General features: G+C 68.3%; 16 protein-coding genes. 12 read left to right on the top strand and 4 right to left on the bottom strand.

The annotated features are described in order from the left end of the window. The first annotated feature begins 11 nt into the window (after positions 1-11). On the top strand, positions 12-1460 hold the full coding sequence (locus AC3WRR_RS29795) for an amidohydrolase family protein (protein WP_439669813.1): 1449 nt from the start codon (positions 12-14) through the stop codon (positions 1458-1460). Between the two features lie 2 nt (positions 1461-1462). Continuing rightward, positions 1463-2170 (top strand): sulfite exporter TauE/SafE family protein, encoded by a 708-nt coding sequence (locus tag AC3WRR_RS29790; RefSeq protein WP_010813392.1) that lies wholly within the window; start codon positions 1463-1465, stop codon positions 2168-2170. Positions 2171-2174: 4 nt separating this feature from the next. Here the strand turns inward: AC3WRR_RS29790 and AC3WRR_RS29785 are convergent, their stop codons facing one another. Next, positions 2175-3212 carry a LacI family DNA-binding transcriptional regulator gene (locus tag AC3WRR_RS29785; protein WP_041688032.1) on the bottom strand — a complete coding sequence of 346 codons (1038 nt, stop codon included), beginning with the start codon at positions 3210-3212 and terminating at the stop codon, positions 2175-2177. 59 nt (positions 3213-3271) lie between these two features. Then, complete coding sequence (locus tag AC3WRR_RS29780; RefSeq protein WP_011616851.1) at positions 3272-4207, bottom strand: LysR family transcriptional regulator; 936 nt, start codon at positions 4205-4207, stop codon at positions 3272-3274. A 155-nt stretch (positions 4208-4362) separates the two neighbouring features. On the opposite strand from AC3WRR_RS29780, the gene AC3WRR_RS29775 reads away from it, so the two are divergent. The 4 genes from AC3WRR_RS29775 to AC3WRR_RS29760 are packed head-to-tail and all read left to right on the top strand — an operon-like array spanning position 4363 to position 8588. Next, on the top strand, positions 4363-4569 hold the full coding sequence (locus AC3WRR_RS29775; RefSeq protein ID WP_010813395.1) for a DUF3311 domain-containing protein: 207 nt from the start codon (positions 4363-4365) through the stop codon (positions 4567-4569). 12 nt (positions 4570-4581) lie between these two features. Further along, complete coding sequence (locus tag AC3WRR_RS29770; protein WP_011616852.1) at positions 4582-5964, top strand: sodium:solute symporter family protein; 1383 nt, start codon at positions 4582-4584, stop codon at positions 5962-5964. A gap of 12 nt (positions 5965-5976) precedes the next feature. Further along, a complete protein-coding gene (locus AC3WRR_RS29765) occupies positions 5977-7641 on the top strand; it encodes an amidohydrolase (RefSeq protein WP_371852247.1) in 1665 nt (554 codons plus the stop codon). Further along, positions 7638-8588, top strand: coding sequence for a CobW family GTP-binding protein (locus tag AC3WRR_RS29760; protein ID WP_011616854.1), 951 nt, complete (start codon positions 7638-7640; stop codon positions 8586-8588). Before AC3WRR_RS29765 ends, AC3WRR_RS29760 begins: the two co-directional genes overlap by 4 nt. 33 nt (positions 8589-8621) lie before the next feature. On the opposite strand, the gene AC3WRR_RS29755 is transcribed toward AC3WRR_RS29760, so the two are convergent. Then, the gene (locus AC3WRR_RS29755) at positions 8622-9533 is read right to left on the bottom strand and encodes a YihY/virulence factor BrkB family protein (protein WP_011616855.1); all 912 of its coding nucleotides are present in this window, start codon (positions 9531-9533) and stop codon (positions 8622-8624) included. A 201-nt stretch (positions 9534-9734) separates the two neighbouring features. Between AC3WRR_RS29755 and AC3WRR_RS29750 the strand changes: the two genes are divergently transcribed. Then, positions 9735-11090 (top strand): serine hydrolase domain-containing protein, encoded by a 1356-nt coding sequence (locus AC3WRR_RS29750; protein WP_492298840.1) that lies wholly within the window; start codon positions 9735-9737, stop codon positions 11088-11090. A 39-nt stretch (positions 11091-11129) separates the two neighbouring features. On the opposite strand, the gene AC3WRR_RS29745 is transcribed toward AC3WRR_RS29750, so the two are convergent. Then, positions 11130-12068, bottom strand: coding sequence for a LysR family transcriptional regulator (locus tag AC3WRR_RS29745; RefSeq protein ID WP_011616857.1), 939 nt, complete (start codon positions 12066-12068; stop codon positions 11130-11132). A gap of 154 nt (positions 12069-12222) precedes the next feature. Here AC3WRR_RS29745 and gtdA point away from each other — a divergent pair, with 154 nt between their 5' ends. The 5 genes from gtdA to AC3WRR_RS29720 form a co-directional block, all read left to right on the top strand. Beyond that, the gene (gene gtdA / locus AC3WRR_RS29740) at positions 12223-13269 is read left to right on the top strand and encodes a gentisate 1,2-dioxygenase (RefSeq protein ID WP_010813402.1); all 1047 of its coding nucleotides are present in this window, start codon (positions 12223-12225) and stop codon (positions 13267-13269) included. A gap of 95 nt (positions 13270-13364) precedes the next feature. Beyond that, positions 13365-14063: a fumarylacetoacetate hydrolase family protein gene (locus AC3WRR_RS29735; protein ID WP_010813403.1), complete on the top strand. Its 699-nt coding sequence runs from the start codon at positions 13365-13367 to the stop codon at positions 14061-14063. Positions 14064-14095: 32 nt separating this feature from the next. Beyond that, positions 14096-14737, top strand: coding sequence for a maleylacetoacetate isomerase (gene maiA / locus AC3WRR_RS29730; protein ID WP_011616858.1), 642 nt, complete (start codon positions 14096-14098; stop codon positions 14735-14737). A gap of 27 nt (positions 14738-14764) precedes the next feature. Next, the gene (locus AC3WRR_RS29725; RefSeq protein WP_011616859.1) at positions 14765-15979 is read left to right on the top strand and encodes a 3-hydroxybenzoate 6-monooxygenase; all 1215 of its coding nucleotides are present in this window, start codon (positions 14765-14767) and stop codon (positions 15977-15979) included. Positions 15980-16088: 109 nt separating this feature from the next. Further along, positions 16089-17279, top strand: a 1191-nt coding sequence (locus AC3WRR_RS29720; RefSeq protein ID WP_492298837.1) for an MFS transporter, incomplete at its 3' end; no start/stop codon positions are given.

Below are 17279 nucleotides of genomic sequence, written 5' to 3'. Positions count from 1 at the left end.
CCTGAATTGCAATGACTGATCGTTCTGACTCGACGCCGGCCTGGCCCGGCGATACCAACCCGGCCCTGGTGCCGGACAGCTTCAGGCAGCCGCGCATCCTGCTGCCGGAATGGACCTTGCTGCGCCAGGGCGCGGTACGCGGCCACGCGGTGGTGGTGGAGGGCGGCCGCTTCACGGCAGTGGGCACGGCCGCGGAAGTCGCCGCGCGCTTCCCCGAGCTGGAAACCCTGCCGCTGCCGCGCATGCTGCTGATGCCCGGCATGATCGACACGCACCACCACCTGACGCAGTCGTTCGGCAAGTCGCTGGTGTTCGGCGAACCATCGGAGATCTTCCGGCGCGTGTGGGTGCCGCTGGAAGGCAGCCTGAAGGCGGAGCACCTGTACCTGTCGTCCAAGCTGGCGGCGCTGGAAGCGCTGCGCGGCGGCTTCACCACCGTGGTCGATGCCGGCACGCGCAGCGACGCCGGGCTGGATGCGGTCGCGCGCGCGGTCGCCGATGCCGGCGTGCGCTGCGTGCTGGGCCTGATCTGCAACGACAAGCCCGGCGCCGAAACGCTCGACGCCGCGCCGATCCTGCGCCGCGCCGCCGCCCACCTGGACAAGTACGCCAGCGATCCGCTGGTGGCCCCGTCGCTGGCGATCTCGATTCCCGAGGTGGCCTCCGACGCGATGCTGCACCACGTCTACCAGTTGTGCGCCGAGTCCGGCCGCATCTTCCAGACCCATGCCAACGAGCACCTGGTGGCGGTGGAGCGCTCGCTCAACGCCTGCGGGCGCCGTCCGATCGAACATCTCGCCGCAGTCGGCGCACTGGGTCCGGCGGCACTGCTGGCGCATGCCACGCTGGTGACGCCGCAAGAGATCCGCTTGCTGGCCGACACCGGCAGCGCGGTGGCTTACAACCCCGTGGCCAGCGCCTGGAAGGGCAACGCCGTGGCACCGGCCGAGACCATGGCTACCTTCGGCGTGCGCCTGGGCCTGGGCACCGATGGCACCCGCAGCGACGGCTTCCGCCTGCTGGACTATGCCGAGGCCGCCCAGCGCTTCGCCTTCGGCATCGGCGTGGGCGATTCCTCCTGCGGCGCGGGCTGGCGCTGGGTCGACATGGCCACGCACGACGCGGCCGATGTGGCGGGTCTCGGTGCGCTCACCGGCGAGATCGCCGCAGGCAAGCGCGCCGACTTCCTGCTGGTCGACCTGGACGTGCCTGAGCTGACGCCGTCCTGGGACCTGACCTGGGAACTGGTGCGCCTGGCCAACCGCGACCAGATCCGCGCGGTCTTTGTCGATGGCAGCCTGCGCCTGTGGCAGGGCTGGCCCACGGACTGGGACGCACGCGCGCTGATGCGGGCGATCCACGCCATGGCCGAGGACACCGTCGCCAACGCCCCGATCCGCAAGCTGCATGAAGCCGCGGACGTGCACCGAGTCCGCCATGCCGGCACGGAGGCATCCTGACCATGGACATGACGTTGTTCAGCGTCGGCGTGGCGGTCTTTACCGGGGCGCTGGTCCAGGGTGCGACCGGCATGGGCTTCGCGCTGATCGTGGTGCCGGTGCTGGCGCTGGCCGCGCCGGCAATGCTGCCCGGCGCGCTGCTGCTGGCGATGCTGCCGCTCAACGCCTATGTGGCCTGGCGCGAACGCCATGCCATCGATATGCGCGGGGCCGGCTGGATCAGCGCCGGGCGGCTGGCCGGCACCTTCGGCGGGCTGTGGGTGCTGGTGGCGATGCCGATGGCATGGCTCAACGCGCTGGTCGGCGGCAGCACCATTGCCGCAGCGGTGGTGTCATTGCTGGCGCCGGCCTTTACGCCGGGGCGGCTGACCTTTGCCTCGACCGGCCTGATCACCGGCGTGACCGAGACCGCAACCGGTGTCGGCGGCCCGCCGCTGGCGCTGGCCTACCAGCATGCGCCGGTCGCGACGCTGCGCGCCACCGTGGCGCTGTGCTTCCTGGTCGGTGAAGCGATCTCGCTGGTGGTGCTGGCGCTGAGCGACCGGCTCGGCATGGAGCAGGTGCTCTATGCCATCGGGCTGCTGCCGGTGCTGATGGTCGGCATGGTGGCCAGCCACCTGGTGCACAAGCGCATCAACCAGCGCATGCTGCGCATCGGCGTGCTGGTGTTTGCGCTGGTTTCCGGTGCGGTGGTGCTGCTGCGCGGTTAGTGTCCTAGACGCCTGGCGTGGACGATGCCCGCACCACCAGTTCGGGCGCGGGCCCGGTGATCACGTCGCGGCTGCGGTCGCCGGACAGATGTGCGAACAGCAGCTCCACGGCCAGCGATGCCACGCGCTCCAGGTGCAGGTTGACCGCGGTGATCGGCGGCTGCGCGCTGCGGGCGCGGATGCCGTCATAGCGCGTCACCACCAGCACATCGTCGGGCACGTGCTTGCCCAGCGCTTGCAGGTGGGCCATGGCGCCCACCGCAAACGCATCCACCGGCGCGCACAGCGCATCGAGCGCCGGCATCTGCGCCAGCAATTGCGCGCAGGCGTCGGCGCCAGCGGCTTCGCCGTGTTCCTCGGCTGCCTTGACGATATGGCAGGGCAGGCCCATTGCCTGCGTGAACTCGCGGTAAGCGCGTTCGGTTTCCACATACGACTGGCGCGGCGCCGCGCCGATCATCAGGCCGATATGCCGGCGCCCGTGCCCGTGCAAGTGCGCCAGCAGCAGCCGGGCGGTGTCGGCCGATTGCAGGTCGACGCAAGGCACCGGCGTGTCGGTCAGCGGCTCGCGTCCGATCGACACGATGCTGACGCCGCGCTCGCGCAGCCGCGCGATATGCGGGTCGCCCGCAATCGGCTCGATCACGATCGCGCCGTCGATATCCAATGTATCGAGCAGGCCCCCCGCGCCTTCCAGCGGTGGCACCAGCACCACGCCCAGGCCGCGCCCCATTGCCGCCTCGGCGGCAATCGCCGCCACTTCCATCATGAAGCCGAGCCGCGATGTGCCGCCCGCCACCGCGAATGGCATCGACGACAACAGCGCGATGCAGTTGGCGCGGCCCGACTGCAGCCGCTGCGCGCGCACGCTGGGACGGTAGCCCAGCTCGGCGGCAACGCGCTTGACGCGCGCACGCGTGGCCGGGTCCAGCACGCCACGGTCGTTCAGCGCGTGCGACACCGTGGTCAGCGACACGCCGGCGGCGCGGGCGACGTCATGGATGGTGATGCGGCGAGGGCGGTCTGGCGTGGATTCGGTCATGCGGGACACGGGCGATGGTTCAGGGCGGAGCATACAACAGCGCGCGGCAAGGGGCAGGCTCAGCGGCGCGCGTTGGCACCGCCAGCTTCGGACGACAGCGCTTTCCAGTGTTCGCGCGTGAACCGATAGAGCACCTCCAGCGCCGGCGACAGCGAGCGCGCCGCCATGCGTGCAATGCCATAGCGGCCGCAGCGGCGCGGATCGGGCGGCATCGGCACTTCGGCCATCAGCCCCGCGGCGCGCTCCTGCCGCGTGATCGAGAGTACGCCGAACAACAGCGTATCGCTGGCCAGCGTCACGCTGCGCAGCATGTCGAGGTTGTCGCAATGCAGGGTGAAGAGCTTGTCGGGCGCGGCGCCCGGCCCCCATAGCTCCGCCAGTTGCCGGCTGATGACGGTGCTGAGCGTGGTGGTTGCCACCGGGTAGGCGCGGATGGTCTCGATATCGATGCGGCGCTTGCGCAGGATCGGATGCCCGGCGCGGCATACAAGACCTGCGGGCAATTCACCCAGTGGCTCCACGTCGATGTCGTCGGCCGCACGCAGCACATAGGCATCGCCGACGATGGCGTCGATGGTCTCGTTGCGCAGGGCCTCCAGCAGGGCGCTGGTGGCGCCGCTCTCGGTGCGCACCTTGATGCGCGCGTGGGCCTGCGCCATGTGGATCAGGAACGGCGTCAGCAGCAGCGCCGCCGGCGCGGGCGCCACCCCGATCGTCAGCGAGCCTTCCTCGGCGCCGCGCAGCAGGTCCAAGTCGCGCCGCAACTGGCGTTCTTCCAGCCGCATGCGGCGCGCGCGTTCGGCCACCAGCTCGCCGAACACCGTCAGGCGCGCGCGCCGCGCGCCGCGGTCAAAGAGCGGCGCCTTGAGTTCGTCTTCCAGCGCGCGGATGCTGCGGCTCAGCGCCGGCTGGGTCAGGTGCACGGCACGGGCCGCTTCGGAGAACGTGCCGTGCTCGACCACGGCGAGCAGATGCAGAAGTTTCTGTGTGTCCATGCGGAAAACCATGCGCGTTGGTTATGGGAGCGGTTCAACATTTGCATTTGAATCATACCCCCGCGCTCCCTATGATGACCGGAACACAAGAGCGGGCCGGTGACAGCACACACGGCGTCCGCCATCCACCGTCCATCGGAAATCGGAGAGACATCATGCTCAAGCTGTTTATCGGCCTAGGCCTGCCGTTTATCGGCGTCATCGGAATGCTGCCCTGGGTGGCGGCTGTCGAGCGCTTCGTGCTCGGCGTGCCCTTCATCTACGCCTGGATCTTTGCCTGGTTCGTGCTGACCTCCGGCTGCATGCTGGCGTGCTGGCTGCTGTTTGACCGCCACGCCGCCGACGCGGCGCATGAAGCCTGAAGGGAGACCACCATGACCACAGCGGTATTCGTCGGCTTCATTGTCTTCTCGCTCTACCTCGCCATCCGCTCGAAGAAAGGCCACGGCGCGCAGAGCGTGCATGACTTCTTCGTGGCGTCGCGGCAGTTCGGCGCCTACCTGGTGTTCTTCCTCGCGGCGGGCGAGATCTACAGCATCGGCACGATGGTGGGCTTTCCCGGTGGCATCTACGCCAAGGGACCGACCTACGGGGTCTGGTTCCTCGGCTACATCCTGCTGGCGTATCCGCTCGGCTATTTCCTCGGGCCCAAGATCTGGCAGGCGGGCGCGCGCTATAACGCGATCACGCTGCCAGACCTGTTCAAGGGCCACTATGGCAGCCGTGCGCTGGAGCTGATCGTGGCGGGCTCGGCGATCCTGTTCCTGCTGCCCTGGGGCCAGCTGCAGTTCACCGGGCTGGTGGCGGCGCTCAAGGGGCTGGGCTGGGAGTTCGAGCCGGTGTACCTGGTGATGATCTCGGCGGCACTGGCCTTTACCTACATTGCCATCTCCGGCGTGCGCGCATCGGCCTATATCGCCATCCTCAAGGACATCCTGATGGTGGTGGCGATCGTCGTCACCGGCGTTGCGGTTGGCTGGAAGGCGGGCGTGGGCGAAGTGTTCCATGCCGCCAGCATGCAGGTCAGCAACCAGATGAATGACACCCAGCTGCGCTTCTCGATGAGCACCATGCTGTTCCAGGCGCTGGGCTTCTACGTGATGCCGTTCGCGGTGCAGAACTTCTTCACGGCCAAGAGCGCCAACACCATCCGGCGCACGCAGGTGGCGATGCCGCTGTACATGCTGATGTATCCGTTCCTGGTGCTGGCGTCGTACTACGCGATCAGCCAGAACCTGCAGCTCGCCTCCCCCAACGAGGCCTTCTTCGCGGCCGCGGTGCGGCTGTTGCCGGACTGGCTGCTCGGACTGGTGACCGCCGGCGCGGCGCTGTCGGGACTGCTGGTGCTGGCCGGCATCTGCCTGGCGATCGGCCCCATCGTCACGCGCAACCTGCTGCCGGGCATGCCCGAGGCGCGCCAGAAGCAGGGCGCCAAGGTGGTGATCGTGATCTACCTGGTGCTGTCGATCGCCATGACACTGGCCACGCCGAACCTGATGCTGACGCTGATCAATACCACCTACTACGGCGTGACGCAGTTCTTCCCTGGCGTGCTGGTGATCCTGTTCTCGCTGAAGGTGCGTCCGCTGGCGATTGCGCTCGGCATCGTCACCGGCCAGGCACTGGCGATCGCGCTGTATGTGCAGCAGGTCGACTTCGGCGGCATCAACCTCGGGCTGGTCAGCCTGGGCGTCAACCTGCTGGTGACCGCGCTGGTGAACTACACGCCCCGACTGGCCCGCGTGCAGGCGGCGTGAATGACCGGAATCATGCAATCCATGACACAAGACGACACGGCGCGCACGCAGGTATTCGTGGCGCGCAAGATCCTCACGATGGAAGCCGGCCAGCCCGAGGCGACACATGTCGCGGTGCGCGACGGCAGGATCCTTGCCGTGGGCGGCGCCGCCGAGATGGCCGGCTGGCCGGATGCGGTGCAGGTCGATACCTTCCGTGGCAAGGTGCTGATGCCCGGGCTGGTGGAAGGCCATTGCCACCTGATGGAAGGCGCGATGTGGGATGCGGTTTACGTCGGCTACTTCGACCGCCGCGATCCGGACGGCAAGCTGTGGCGCGGCCTGCGCACGCTGGAGCAGGTGATCGATCGCCTGGCGGGCGCGGCAAGCCAGATGCATGACCCGGACACACCGCTGCTGGCCTGGGGCTTCGACCCGATCTATTTCGGCGCCAGCCGGCTGTCGGTGCGCGAGCTGGATCGCGTCTCGGCCACGCGGCCCATCGTGGTGATGCATGCCAGCGTGCATCTGATGAACGTCAATTCCGCGATGCTGGCGCGGGCCGGCATCGACGAGGACACCGATATCGACGGCGTGCACAAGGACGCGCGGGGCTTGCCCACCGGCGAGCTGCAGGAATTCGCGGCGATGTTCCCGGTGCAGCGCGTGCTTGGCAGCGGCCTGTCGCTGGCGGCGGCCGAGAATGCCGACGCGGTGCGCCGCTTCGGCCGCGTGGCGCAACTGGCGGGCGTGACCACGGCGACGGATCTGGTCAACGACCTGTCGCCCAAGGGGCTGGAGACGCTGCAGGCGGTCACTGCCGACCCCGGCTTCCCGCTGCGCATCGTTCCGGCGTTCTCGCCGCAGCGCAATGCGCAGGGCGGCCCCGCCCGCGTGCAGGCCGCGGCGGCGGCCGGCACCGACAAGCTGCACTTCGGTCCGGTCAAGTTCATCGTCGACGGCTCGATCCAGGGCTTTACCGCGCGCTTGCGCGCGCCGGGGTATGCCGGGGGCCAGGCCAATGGCTTGTGGCTGATCCCGCCGGAGCAACTGCTCGACGCCTTCACGCCATTCCACCTGGCCGGCCTGCCGCTGCATATCCACACCAATGGCGACGAGGCGACGCAAGTGGTGCTGGACGTGCTGGAAGCCATGCTGTCGCGCCATCCGCGCGCGGACCATCGCCATACGCTGCAGCACTGCCAGCTGGCGGACGAGGCACAGCTGGCGCACGCGGCGCGGCTGGGCCTGTGCATCAACTTCTTCTCCAACCACCTGTACTACTGGGGCGATGCACATGCCGGCCAGACCGTGGGACCGGCGCGGGCCGCGCGCATGAACCCGGCGGGCACGGCGCGGCGGCTGGGGATTCCGTTCGCGATCCATTCCGATGCGCCGATCACACCGCTGAACCCGCTCTTTACGGCGTGGTGCGCGGTGCAGCGCCAGACCGCTTCCGGCCGCGTGCTGGGCGAAGCTGAGCGCCTGCCGGCCGCCGACGCGCTGTATGCCATCACCATGGGTGCGGCCTATACGCTGAAGCTCGATCACCGCATCGGCAGCATCGCGCCCGGCAAGCTGGCAGACTTTGCCGTGCTGGAAGATGACCCGACCGAGGTGGCTCCAGAGCGCCTGAAGGATGTGCGTGTCTGGGGCACGGTGCTGGGCGGGCGCGTGTTCGCGGCGCCGGCACGATGAACGCGCGGGCTCCGGTCCCGCTGGTGGTGGTCGGCGGGTACCTTGGCGCCGGCAAGACCACCTTGCTCAACCGCCTGCTGGCCAACGCGCAGGGGCGCCGCATCGCGGTGCTGGTCAACGATTTCGGCGAGATCAATATCGATGCCGCGCTGATCCGCACGCGCAGCGACGACGTGATCCAGCTGGAGAACGGCTGCATCTGCTGCTCGATTGGCGGCCGGCTGGCCGAGGCGCTGGTGGCCATCGCAGCGCGGGAGCAGCGGCCGGACTTGCTGGTGATCGAGGCCAGCGGCGTCTCGGACCCGCAGCGCATTGCTCAGGTCGGCTTGCTGGATCGGGCCTTTGTGCTCAATGCCGTGGCGGTGGCCGTGGACGTGACCGAGGTCGGCCACAACCTGCACGATCCGCTGGTGGGCGACATGGTGCGGCAACAGATCGCGGGGGCCTCGGTAGTGGTGCTGACCAAGGCAGATCTTGCCGATGCGGATGCGCTGGCAATGGCTGCCGCCACGGTCGACGCCATCGCGCCGCATGCCGCGGTGCTGACCGCATGCGAGGGCGAGGTGCCCTTGTCGGTCTTTGTCGACGCCGCCCCGCCGGAACCACATGCCGATGCCGTGCTGCAGGCGGGCGGGCACTGGCGGCGAGCCGTCGGCACCGTGCCCGCCGGCATCCGCAGCATTTCATACCAGACCGGCCGCGACTTCGACAAGGCGCTGCTGCGGCAGGCGCTGAAGGCGCTGCCGGTGCGGCTGCTGCGCGCGAAGGGCATGGTCAGGCTGGCAGCCGATCCGCGCCTGCACGAACTGCATGTGGTCGCGGGCCGCATGCGGCTGAGTCCGATGGCGCAAGGCGATGCGGCAGGGTCTGCAATGGTCCTGATCGGTGCCTTCGGTGCGGAGGAGGAGAGGCGTATCCGCGCCTGCCTCGATCGGGCGCTCGCCTGAGCGGGCGCGCGAACGGCGTCGCTGCGGCGCCGCTCAGGTGTGGAATTCTTCCGGTTCCGCATGCGCCGGCCTTCCTTCCCAGCCGCCACGCTCGAACTCCGCAATCACCTGCGCCCCAAACAGCAGCAAGGTCGCCGCGATCTCCAGGCTCAGCAGCACCACGATCGCCGTGGTCAGCGAACCATAGACCCGGCTCACTTGCGACAGCGTGGTGAAGTACCACGCCAGCACATGGCGGGAGATTTCCCACAGCACGGCCGCAACCAACGCGCCGCTCAGCGCATGCCGCAGCGACAGCCTGCCAACCGGCATCACCATGTAGATCGAGGTCAGCATCAGCACCTCGCCAATGAAGCCGAGCAGGTAGAGCAGGCCGGTCGAGAGCCGGTCCAGCGACCAGTCGCGGCCCAGCACTTCCACATGCCGTTCGCCGATGGCGAGCAGGCCGCCTGACACCACCGTGACCAGCAGCAGGCCCACGCTAAGTACCGCGATATAGCAGTAGGGCAGCAGCGCCGAGACCAGGAAATGCCGGCGCCGGATCGCCACGCGGTGCTCGAAGATGACCGACATGGCATTCTCCAGCACGGTGAAGGCGAGCGAACTGAAGAACAGCATGGTGACCAGCAGCACCCAGCCGATCGTGCCACGGTTGCGCAGGAAGGCGGCAAGCTCGGTGATCAGCGCCCTGGACTGCCCCGGCACCACCCACTCCAGGTAGCGCGCGAGCGTGGACAACAGCAGGTCTGGTTCGATCACGTGCGACAGGGCAATGATCATCAGGATCAGCAGCGGCACGATCGACAGCAGCGCGTAGTAGGCCACCGCGCCGGCCAGCAGCAGCCCCTGGTTGGCGCGGAACTGCCTGAGCGTGTGCCAGGCAAAGCGCCCCGGATGGCGGAGCAGGTCACGGACGCGGGCGTCGGGAAGCTGCATGGCAGACATCGGAGAGGAAGGGGTTTCGCCATTATGCGGCTTCGATGCCTGACATTCCACCGGGTTATGGCTCTATTCCGAACGCATCATTGTGGTCGGAATCCGCTTCCTCCAAGATGGCGCCCGCGGCCTGCACCATGCGGGCTTGCACCTCATGCATACAAGGCGGCGCACCGTGCGTGCAACCGCCTGGACAGGAATGGAGACAGCATGCAAGCGCAAACAGTGTCGCGCAGGACGGGATTCGGACGCAGTCGGGTGTGGCTGGCCGTGGCGCTGCTGGTGGCGCCCATGAGCGTTGCGCTGGCGCAGGGCACCGGCCAGCCTTTGGCCGTTGCCGAGGACGAGGTCATGCAGGGCTTTCCGCCGCCGCCCGACAAGCAGGTCAGCCGCGGCAGCGGGCTGCGTCCGCCGTATATGCGCTGGGCGTTCCGGCATGCGCGCGAGATGTCGCCGACGGCGGGCATCCGGCATGCCAGCCAGCCGCTGGCCCTGGCCGGCCAGCCCGGCACGGAACTTGACGGCACCACCTTTGCCGTGGCCGGCAAGACGGTCCGACTGGCCGACTACCTGCGCGACACCCATACCGACGGCTTTATCGTGCTGCACCAGGGCAAGGTCGTCTATGAGCGCTACCTCGCGGGCTTTGGTCCTTACCAGCCGCATATCTGGGCCTCGATGACCAAGTCCGTCACCGGGCTGCTGGCCGCCATGCTGGTCGAGGAGGGCAAGCTCGATCCGCAGGCCCGGCTGGCGCAGTATGTGCCGGAACTGGCCGGCAATCCGTTCGGCGAGGCCACGGTACAGCAGAACCTGGATATGGAGGTGCCGGTGGGCTACCCGGAGGGGCTGCCGCCGGACCTGGCGCTGTTCGGGGCGGTGGGGATCGTGCCGCGCAAGGCGGAGGCGCCGGACACCATCTATGACTTCCTCAAGGTCGTCTACGCCACCGGCGGGCGCGACGATGGCGGCGTCTGGTACTACCAGAACGGCTCGCCGGAAGCGGTGGCATGGGTGCTGCGGCGCATCACCGGCAAGAGCTGGGCGCAACTGGTGACCGAGCGGCTGTGGGCCCGCTTTGCCGACGATGATGCCTACACCCAGGTGGACCGCCAGGGCACGGAAATGGCCAGCGGTGGCATGAATTCCACGCTGCGCGACGCCGCCCGCTTTGCCGAGGCCGTGCGCCGGGCGGCCGCGGGCGACGCCTCGGGCGGGATCTCGCCGGCGGCGGTTCGCATTGCGCTGCAGCCGGCCGGCAACCAGGCCCGATTTGCGCGCGGCAACACCATGCTGGGCCGCGACGGCTATGGCTACCGCAACTACTGGTTCCAGCGCAACGACGGCGACGGCAGCATCGAGGCCAGCGGGCGCTTCGGACAGAAGATCTATATCAATCCGGCCAGGGGGCTGACGGTGGTGAAGTTCTCCGCCAGCCCGGACGGCGCCGCGCGTGCGACCAGCGCAGCCGCGGTGCGCAAGCGCGACGATCCGGCCCGGGCGCTGGAATCCGCCGAGGCCATGGTGGCCGCTGCGCTCGCGATCCAGCGCGCGGTCAGCCGCTGAGCCACGCCGGCAGCGGCCGGCAGAGTCTCCCGATCTGGACTAGGCCGGCGTTTCCGCCGGCACCTGCGGTGCCCCCGCCGCCCGCCGCAGGCAATCCAGCATGGCCATGACCGCCGCGCGCGACTGCGCGTCGTCACGCCAGTACATCGACACCGAGCCGAACCCCGCCAGCCGCAGCGGCACGATGCGCAGCGCGCCCAGCTCTTCCAGCCTGCGCGCGGTGCGGTGCGAGGCCAGGCCGATCATGTCGCTGTTGTTGAGTAGCGTGAGATTCAGCACAGTGGAATTGCTCTCCACGCAATCGGCCGGCAGGGCACGCTCGGCGCTGGCCAGCGCGCCTTCCAGCGCGTTGCGGATGGGCGTGCCGCGCGGCCACACCACCCAGCGGTGGCGATACAGGTCGTCCCAGCCGATGCGCCCGCCTTGAAGCAGCGGGTGGCGCGGCCGGGCGACGAAGTGGATCGGCTCCATGTAGAGCGATTCGGTGCGCATGTGCGCGTCCTGCAGCTCGGGCGCCGAGCGGCCCACCACGATATCCAGCTCGCTGTGCGCCAGCTGGCTCATGAGCCGGTCCATGGTCGTTTCCACCAGCCGCACGCTGGCGCGGGGCATCTGCTGCAGCAATTGCAGCGCTGCCAGCGGCACGGTATCCGCCGACGACGCGCCCGACGTACCCACCACCACGATCCCGCTGCCGCCGTCGCGCATGGCCTGCAGGTCGTCGCGCGCGGTATCCAGCTGGGCCTCGATCCGGCGGGCGTGCTCGATCAGCGACTCGCCGTAGGGCGTGGGCCGCAGCCCGCGCGCCTGGCGCTCGAACAGGGGCAGCCCGATATCGTCCTCAAGGTCCTTCAGCCATTTGGAAAGTCCCGGCTGGGTCGTGTTCAGCATGGCCGCCGACTGGCTCATATTGCCGGTCTCGGCCAGGCTCAGCAGCATCTGCAGGTTGCGCAGCCGCAATCTCTGGGTCCAGTCCATGAAGCTACCTATATAAAAAAACGTATCGATAAGATGAAAAGTTCATTTCAAATCTTATAGGTCCGGGCGTATAACGACAACAAGACGGTGCGCATCGACACAGGCACCCGCAAAGAGCGCTCCCCAAAGCACCTGCAAAAGTCACGGAGACAGCATGTCCGAACACACCCCAGACCCGGCCCGCGTGGCCTATTACGAAGAAATCGGCCGCAGCCACATGACCCCGCTGTGGGAGTCGCTGCACGCGCTGGTGCCGCCGCAACCGCGGCCGCAGATCGTTCCCGCCATCTGGAAGTACGCCCAGATCCGCCCGCTGGTGATGCAGGCCGGCGGCGTCATCAGCGCCGAGGAAGCGGTGCGCCGCGTGCTGGTGCTGGAGAACCCGGGCATTCCCGGCAAGTCGAGCATCACCTCCACGCTGTACGCCGGCCTGCAGCTGATCCTGCCGGGCGAAATTGCGCCCAGCCACCGCCATACCCAGTCCGCGCTGCGCTTTATCGTGGAAGGCAAGGGCGCCTGGACCGCGGTCAACGGCGAGCGCACCACCATGCATCCCGGCGACTTCATCATCACGCCGTCGTGGACCTGGCATGACCATGGCAACCCCGCCGTCGAGGACGGAGGCGAGCCGGTGGTGTGGCTGGACGGGCTGGATATTCCGCTGGTGCAGCAGTTCGATGCCGGGTTTGCCGAGAACTACCCGCAAGCCCAGCAGCCCGTGACCCGCGTCGAGGGCGACAGCTTTGCCCGCTTCGGCCATAACATGGTGCCGGTGCGGCACCGCGTGACCGATCCCACTTCGCCGGTCTTCAGCTACCCGTACGAGCGCTCGCGCGAGGCGCTGGACCAGCTCTACCGTAACGGCGAGCTCGATGCCTGGGACGGCGTCAAACTGCGCTATATCAACCCGGCCACCGGCGGCTGGCCGATGCCGACCATCGCCACCTTCATGCAGTACCTGCCGGCGGGCTTCCAGGGCAAGACCTACCGCAGCACCGACGCCACCGTCTACAGCGTGGTGGAAGGGCGCGGCACGGTGCGCATCGGCGACGACCAGTTCCAGTTCGAGCCGCGCGACACCTTCGTGGCCCCGTCGTGGGCGCCGGTGCAGCTGGGCGCGCTGGAAGACGCGGTGCTATTCAGCTATTCCGATCGACCCGTGCTGTCCGCGATGAACCTGCTGCGCGAAGCGCGCACCTGAGCGTCTCGCGACCCTGATCCGACCTGCCCCGGGCGGTGCCTGCGCGCACCGCCTGAGGCTCCCGCTTACCTGACGACTTCCGGAAACCTCGAACCATGTCCTACGTCTTCACGCCCCCCGCCACCGTTTCCATCCCCGTTGCCGGCAGCGACGACCAGTTCGCCGTGCGCCGCGTCTATTGCGTGGGCCGCAACTACGCCGCCCATGCGCGCGAGATGGGCTTCGATCCCGACCGCGAGCCGCCGTTCTTCTTCTGCAAGCCGGCGGACGCGATCGTCCCGGTGCAGGCAGGTACCACGCTGGACCTGCCGTATCCGGCGCAGACGCAGAACTACCACTACGAGGCCGAGCTGGTGGCCGTGATCGGCAAGGCTGGTTCGGATATCCCGGTCGAACAGGCACTCGAACACGTCTGGGGCTATGCCGTCGGCCTCGACATGACCCGCCGCGACCTGCAGATGAAGATGCGCGAAATGGGCCGCCCCTGGGAAATCGGCAAGGCCTTCGATGCCTCGGCGCCGGTCGCCCCGATCCACCGCGCCAGCGAGATCGGGCATCCGCAGCAGGCCGGCATCTGGCTGACCGTCAACGGTGACACGAAGCAGCGCAGCGACGTGTCGCACCTGATCTGGTCGGTAGCCGAGACGGTGGCCTACCTGTCGCAGTTCTTCCGCCTGGAACCGGGCGATGTGATCTTTACCGGCACACCGGAAGGCGTGGGCGCGGTCAAGGCCGGCGAGACCATGGTCACGGGCGTGGACGGCCTCGGCGAACTGGCCGTGCGCGTGGTCTGAACCTCTGAATCGCAGCACAGGCATTACCGATCATGCAGCTCTATAGTTTCTTCAACAGCTCCACGTCCTACCGGGTGCGCATCGCGCTGGCCCTCAAGGGCCTGCCGTACGACTACCTGCCGGTCAATATCCGCACCGGCCAGCACCGCGAGCCGGAATATGTCGGAAGCATCAACCCGTCCGCGACCGTGCCCGCGCTGGTGGATGGCAGTTTTGCGCTCGGACAGTCGTTCGCGATCATCGACTACCTGGACGCGCTCCAGCCGGTGCCGCGCCTGCTGCCGCAAGACCCGGTGCAGCGCGCGCGGGTGCTGGAACTGGCCACGCTGATCGGCTGCGACATCCACCCGGTCAACAACCTGCGCGTGCTGCGCTACCTGCAGGACGTGCTGAAGGTCACGCCCGAGCAGAAGGATGCCTGGTACCGCCACTGGATCGATGAAGGCATGGCCGGCGTGGAACGCCTGCTGGCGCAGCACGGGCATGGCAGGTGGTGCTTCGGCGATGCGCCGACGCTCGCTGACGTCACGCTGGTGCCGCAAGTTGCCAACGCCCTGCGCATGGGCTGCGACCTGAGCCGGTACCAGCGCGCGATGGCGGTCTACGCACACGCCAGCGTCCATCCCGCCTTTGCCCAGGCCGCGCCAGCGCACCAGCCCGACTACACCGCCTGACGCCACCACGCAGGCCAGGAGACAAGCATGAGCAGTACCAACAACGCGACCGGCAAGGTCCTCATCATCGGCGGCGGCATCGGCGGCCTCGCCGCTGCGCTGGCGCTCGCACGCCAGGGCATCCGCATCGAACTGCTGGAACAGGCCGAGCAGATCGGCGAGATCGGCGCGGGCATCCAGCTGGCCGCCAACGCCTTTGCCGCACTGGATGCGCTGGGCGTAGGCGAAGCTGCGCGCAGCCGGGCTGTCTTTACCGACTACCTCAGCCTGCGCGATGCAATCGATACCAGCGTGATCGCCGAGGTTGACGTTGGGCAGGCGTATCGTGAACGCTTCGGCAACCCCTATGCGGTGATCCATCGCGCTGATATCCACGTGTCGATCCTGGAGGCGGTGCAGGACCATCCGCTGATCACTTTTCGCACGAGCACGCGCGTGGAGCGGTTACTGCAGGACGACAAGGGTGTGACCGTGATCGACCAGCACGGCGAGCATCACCATGGCGACGCGGTGATCGGCTGCGACGGCGTCAAGTCCGCCATCCGCCAGGCATTGATCGGCGATGAGCCCCGCGTCACCGGCCATGTGGTCTACCGCGCCGTGGTCGACGTCGCCGACATGCCGCAGGACCTGCAGGTCAATGCACCGGTGGTGTGGGCCGGCCCGCACTGCCACCTGGTCCACTACCCGCTGCGCGGCGGCCAGCAGTACAACCTGGTGGTGACCTTCCACAGCCGCGAGCAGGAAACCTGGGGCGTGCGCGACGGCAGCAAGGCGGAAGTGCTGTCGTACTTCGAAGGCATCCATCCGCTGCCACACCAGATGCTGGACCGGCCCACTTCCTGGAAGCGCTGGGCCACCGCCGACCGCGACCCGGTCGAGCGCTGGAGCTTCGGCCGCGCCACCATCCTGGGCGATGCCGCACACCCGATGACCCAATACGTGGCCCAGGGCGCCTGCCAGGCGCTGGAAGACGCAGTCACGCTGGGCGCCGCGGTGCAGGCCGCCGGCGGCGACTACGAGGCAGCATTCAAGCTGTACGAGCAGGCCCGCATCCCGCGTACCGCGCGCGTGCTGTACGCCGCGCGCGACATGGGCCGCGTCTACCACGCCAAGGGTGTGGACCGCCTGGTGCGCAACAGCCTGTGGACTGGCCGCACGCAGGCGCAGTTCTACGACGCGCTGCAGTGGCTGCATGGCTGGCGTGCCGACCAGTGCCTGAGCCCCACGCCGTGGCTGTAAGCCGCTGGCGCAACTTTTCTTCGCAGTCAATCCGAAACGATCTGGCGGCCGAGCATAAGGCAGCCGGACGTGACTCGCCCCTAATCCTGGCATCAAGGAGGAGACCACCATGCCTGCCAGCCAACCCCTGAACGTCACCGCGTTCATCGACCGCCAGCCGCTGTCGGCGTTCCAGGTGAGTATCGTCGTGCTGTGCTTCCTGATCGTTGCGGTCGATGGCTTCGATACTGCGGCGATCGGCTTCATCGCACCAGCCATCCGCGCGGAATGGCAGCTGACGCCGGCCCAGCTGGCGCCGCTGTTCGGCGCCGGGCTCGGCGGCCTGATGGTCGGCGCCTTCCTCTTCGGCCCGCTGGCCGACCGCTTCGGCCGCAAGGGCGTGCTGGTGCTGTCGGTGCTGTTCTTCGGTGCCGCCAGCCTGGCCTCGGCCTGGTCGCAGGACCTGTGGACGCTGGTGCTGCTGCGCTTCCTGACTGGCCTGGGCCTGGGCGGGGCCATGCCCAACGCCATCACCCTGACCTCGGAGTTCTGTCCGGAAAAGCGGCGCTCGTTCCTGGTCACGACCATGTTTTGCGGCTTCACGCTGGGCTCGGCTTTCGGCGGCCTGGCTTCCGCCGGGCTGATCGACGCCTTTGGCTGGCGCTCGGTGCTGGTGGCCGGCGGGGTCATGCCGCTGGTGCTGGCGGCGCTGCTGCTGTGGCTGCTGCCGGAATCGGTGCGCTACCTCGTGCTGGCCGGCAAGCAGCGCGAACGCATCGTCGCCACGCTGCAGAAGATCGCGCCGCAAGCCGACCTGCGCGACGCCACCTTCGTGGTCGGCGAACAGCGCAGCACCAGCTCGCCCGTGCGGCACCTGTTCCGGCCCGAGCTGCTGCGGGGCACGCTGCTGTTCTGGCTGACGTTCTTCATGAGCCTGCTGGTGATCTACCTGCTGTCCAGCTGGCTGCCGACGCTGCTGCGCACCGCGGGCCATTCGCTGCGCACGGCCGCGCTGGTGACAACCATGTTCCAGGTCGGCGGGACGGTGGGGGCGATTGCGCTGGGTTGGCTGATGGACCGGATCAATCCGCACTATGTGCTGGCGTCCAGCTATTCACTGGCGGCGCTTGGCATCGCGGCGGTGGGCAGCGTTGCTTCCGAGCCGGTGGCTGCGGGCATGGCGGTGTTCCTTGCGGGCTTCTGCGTCTCAGGGTCGCAGGTGGGTGCGAATGCGCTGTCAGCCAGCTTCTATCCGACCGACTGCCGTGCCACAGGCGTGAGCTGGGCCAACGGCGTTGGCCGGATGGGGTCGGTGGTGGGG

The sequence above is a fragment of the Cupriavidus sp. FW305-3-2-15-C-LB2 genome (genome assembly GCF_058787575.1).
Note: the sequence above shows the minus strand (reverse complement) of the source record. Positions and strands in the feature narration are given on the sequence as shown.